This window comes from Bradyrhizobium sp. (assembly GCF_049691595.1).
Lineage (GTDB): Bacteria > Pseudomonadota > Alphaproteobacteria > Rhizobiales > Xanthobacteraceae > Bradyrhizobium.
This window is the reverse complement of the sequence record NZ_JBAVNZ010000522.1, coordinates 1-3,480: the sequence shown is the minus strand read 5'-3', so window position 1 is coordinate 3,480 and position 3,480 is coordinate 1. Positions and strand designations below refer to the sequence as shown.

Genomic DNA, 3,480 nt, shown 5'->3' with positions numbered 1-3,480 from the left:
CGCCCACTATGGCAAGATCGCCGCCGCATGGGCCGCCCTGATGCTCGCCGCGATCGCGTGGCATGCCGATGGCACGGTGATGCTCGCGGCCTTCGCCCATGCCATGCTCGGCGAATATCTGAGCTTCATCGTCCTGCTTTTCGCGCTCTATACCATCGCCGGCGGTATCGTCGTCAGCGGCGACATCGCGGGCACGCCATGGAACAACGCAGTCATGCTCGCGCTCGGCACCGCGATGGCGAGCTTCGTCGGCACCACCGGCGCCGCCATGATCCTGATCCGGCCGCTGATCCGCGCCAACATTTCGCGCCGCCACAACACCCATGTGGTGATCTTCTTCATTATCCTCGTCGCCAATGTCGGCGGTGCGCTGAGCCCGCTCGGCGATCCGCCGTTGTTCGTCGGCTTCCTGCAGGGCGTCGAATTCTTCTGGACCACCCGGAACCTGTGGATGCAGACCGCCATCGTCGCCGGCCTGCTGCTGGCGATGTTCGTGGCGCTGGACCATTGGCGGTTTCGAAGCGAACCGGTCGTCGTTCGCGCCGGACCGGCGAAACCGATCCGAATCCGCGGCCTCGTCAACCTCGTGCTGATCGCCGGCATCGTCGCGGTCATTCTGATGTCGGCGAACTGGCGGCCCGGCATCGAGCTCGACTTCCTCGGCACCCGGCTGCAGTTGCAGAACCTGATCCGCGACGCGTCGCTGATCGTAATCGCGCTGCTCTCCCTGTGGTTGACGCCCGACGAGCATCGCGCGGCCAACGGATTCACCTGGGAGCCGATCCGCGAGGTGGCAAAGCTGTTCGCCGCGATTTTCACCGCCATCATCCCGGTATTGGCGATGCTTGACGCCGGCGAGCGAGGCGCGTTCGCGTGGCTGCTATCGGCGGTCACCGAGCGCGACGGCAGTCCACACCAGGTGGCCTATTTCTGGTACACGGGGATCATGTCGGCGTTCCTCGACAATGCGCCGACCTATCTCTTGTTCTTCAAGCTCGCCGGCGGCGATCCGCGCCAGTTGATGGGCGAGCTGTCGGGGACGTTGGCCGCGATCTCGATGGGCGCCGTCTATATGGGCGCGCTGACCTATATCGGTAACGCGCCAAACTTCATGGTGGCGGCCATCGCGAACGAACGCGGCATCCGGATGCCGAGCTTTTTCGGCTATCTGCTGCGGGCCGCCGCCATCATGGTCCCGCTGTTTCTGCTGCTGACGTTCCTGCCCGTGGCGCCTGTTCTCCGCTGACCGCGGATGCGGTATGGGTATCCCCGCAGACGTGAACCGAACCGGCCGGAGAACCTGACCATGCTCAGCGCCACTTCAGACGTTCAGGTCGACACCCCCGAGGTCCGCGTCACCGAGTGGCGGCTGGCGCCGGGCAGCGCCACCGGCCATCACGTTCACGGGATGGATTACGTGATCGTGCCGGTGACCGCGGGCGAGATGACGATCGTGGCGCCCAACGGGGAACGCTCGAAGGCGCAGCTCGGGGTCGGCAAATCCTATTTCCGCAAGGCCGGCGTCGAACACGACGTGCTCAATGAGACTGCGAGCGAAATCGTGTTCCTGGAAATCGAGCTGAAACCCTGACGGCCTGCGGTTGCCGGCGGTGGCGGCGGAACGGCCCCAATTGCCACCGATCCGTCGCAGTTGATCCCTGAATGTGCCTCAAAGCTCCCGCATCAAATTCGGTGCTGAGAGAGGCCGGTCATGCTGAAATACTTGACGAAATTCGCCATGGACATCCTGCCCTCGGTGGCCGCGACCGTCATCGGGGCCTATGTCGTCAACCATTACATCAATGCCAAGCCGGCCGCCGAAGCCCCCGCGGCTGCCGTATCGACTTCCGACCCCAAAGCCGCAACCGACGGCAAGCCTGGCGAAAAGCCCGCTCAGGTCAGCAGCCTTCCGGAGCCCGGCGTAAAGGCCAGGGGGGTGTCGGAACGCGCGCTGCTCGAGCGGTCGGCCTCCGAAAAGGGCGCCGTCATGGAAAAGCCCCGAGAGAAGTCCGTCGATACGAAATCTGTCGACACCAGGCCTGCGGACGCGCCGGCAGAGACCGCGAGCGTTCCTGTCGAGCCGCGCCGTCACGCGCCCGCGCCGCGCGAAAAGGCCGTTGCCAAGGTCGTTCCGGCACCGACGCAACCGGCGGCGCCGGCCATCGCACCGGTCGTGGCAGCGCCAAATCCTGCCCCGCCGGCGGAAGCCGCGGTCGCGCCGGAAGAGCGCCGCGACGCCAACGATCTCGCCCGCGCGGCGATCGAACGCCTTCGCAGCAGCAATGAAAGTGCGCCGCGGACGCAGGAGGCTACCCGGTCGCAGGAGGCCCCTCGCGTCGTGAGTACGCCGGCGGTGCGCCCGTTGCCGCCGCCGATCATGGTTTCGACGCCGGCCAGCGAAGCCTTTGACCAGGGATCGCAGCCGAAGCCGCCGTATCCGGCGAATTCCGGAATAGGCGATCCGAACCGCCCGACGCCGCCGGCCGACATCCCGCTCTCGCGGCCACCGCTCGATTTGCGCGCCGAGGCAGCTGAGCCCGCGGCGCGGGAGCATACCTCGGTGGCCGAAGAAATGCTGTCGGCGGCGAAATCGATGTTCCACGCCGTGGTGCCGAAATAGCCAACGACCATCGCGTTTTCGAGCGAAAGCCTGCCCCGGAATTTGGATGGCGGGTGGATTTCGGTTGCTGTGAAGAAAAAGCTGGCTAGCTGCCAGTGCGCGCCAGGCCGTTGCGCGCCGCTTCGTCCCTGGGGCTCAGCGCGACCGCGCGGCCATATGACGCAGCGGCCCTGGCCTTGTCGCCAAGCCGCTCATAGGCGAGGCCGCGGGCACTCCAGGCTTGGGCGCTGTTCGGATCGGCCTCCACCGCCTCGTCGAGATCTGCGGCGGCCTCCTTTGCCCTGTCGAGCGCCAGATAGCTGGCGGCGCGCCCGAGCAGCGGTTCGACCCGTTGCGGCGTCAGGCCGCTGGCTCGGGTGAAATCCTCGATCGCCTTCCGGTGCTGCTTCTCGCCCTGATAGAGCAGGCCGCGGCCGTACAGCGCCGGCGCGTTGTAGGGATCGAGCGCGAGCGCCTTGTCGAATTCGATCAGCGCCTCCCCGGTCTTGCCCGAGCGCGCCAGCACCTGACCGCGCGTGGTGTGGCCTTGTGCATCGCTGACGCTGCGCGCGCCGGTATCGTCGGTGGGTTTCGCGGCGCTCTGCTGCGGCTTGGCGTCGTCCGATGCGGACCATGATCCGAGATCGAACGAGCACCCGCCAAGCAGCACGCCAAGCGCGACCGCGCGCAACAGCATCGGAGCCGCCGTGTCACGAAGACGCGAAACTCCGGAGCAAGGCCGGCGCACCGGAACGGTCATTGCGGAAAATGCTCGCGCGGGTAGTTCCGCATTGGTAACCCCGAAGAAAGCCCTGAGCGAAACAGCAACGCGGGCGTAGGGCCCGCGTTTCCAGTTCAAACCTGCGACAGGCGATCAGCGC

The 3,480-nt window shown here is 66.4% G+C and carries 4 protein-coding genes; 3 read left to right on the top strand and 1 reads right to left on the bottom strand.

All coding sequences use genetic code 11. The features are described 5' to 3' along the window. The 3 genes from WCE35_RS21285 to WCE35_RS21275 form a co-directional block, all read left to right on the top strand. Window positions 1-1,246, top strand: a 1,246-nt coding sequence (locus WCE35_RS21285; RefSeq protein WP_424595290.1) for a sodium:proton antiporter, incomplete at its 5' end; no start/stop codon positions are given. Window positions 1,247-1,306: 60 nt separating this feature from the next. Further along, window positions 1,307-1,591, top strand: a complete 285-nt coding sequence (locus WCE35_RS21280; RefSeq protein WP_424595289.1) for a cupin domain-containing protein — start codon at window positions 1,307-1,309, stop codon at window positions 1,589-1,591. 120 nt (window positions 1,592-1,711) lie between these two features. Then, complete coding sequence (locus WCE35_RS21275) at window positions 1,712-2,620, top strand: hypothetical protein (RefSeq protein ID WP_424595288.1); 909 nt, start codon at window positions 1,712-1,714, stop codon at window positions 2,618-2,620. Window positions 2,621-2,705: 85 nt separating this feature from the next. On the opposite strand, the gene WCE35_RS21270 is transcribed toward WCE35_RS21275, so the two are convergent. After that, on the bottom strand, window positions 2,706-3,296 hold the full coding sequence (locus WCE35_RS21270; protein WP_424595287.1) for a tetratricopeptide repeat protein: 591 nt from the start codon (window positions 3,294-3,296) through the stop codon (window positions 2,706-2,708). Window positions 3,297-3,480 lie beyond the last annotated feature (184 nt).

Bases quoted from the DNA above. Each gene is read 5' to 3' on its own strand.
- WCE35_RS21280 (WP_424595289.1), top strand. From the start codon at position 1,307: ATGCTCAGCGCCACTTCAGACGTTCAGGTCGACACCCCCGAGGTCCGC.
- WCE35_RS21275 (WP_424595288.1), top strand. From the start codon at position 1,712: ATGCTGAAATACTTGACGAAATTCGCCATGGACATCCTGCCCTCGGTG.
- WCE35_RS21270 (WP_424595287.1), bottom strand. From the start codon at position 3,296: ATGCTGTTGCGCGCGGTCGCGCTTGGCGTGCTGCTTGGCGGGTGCTCG.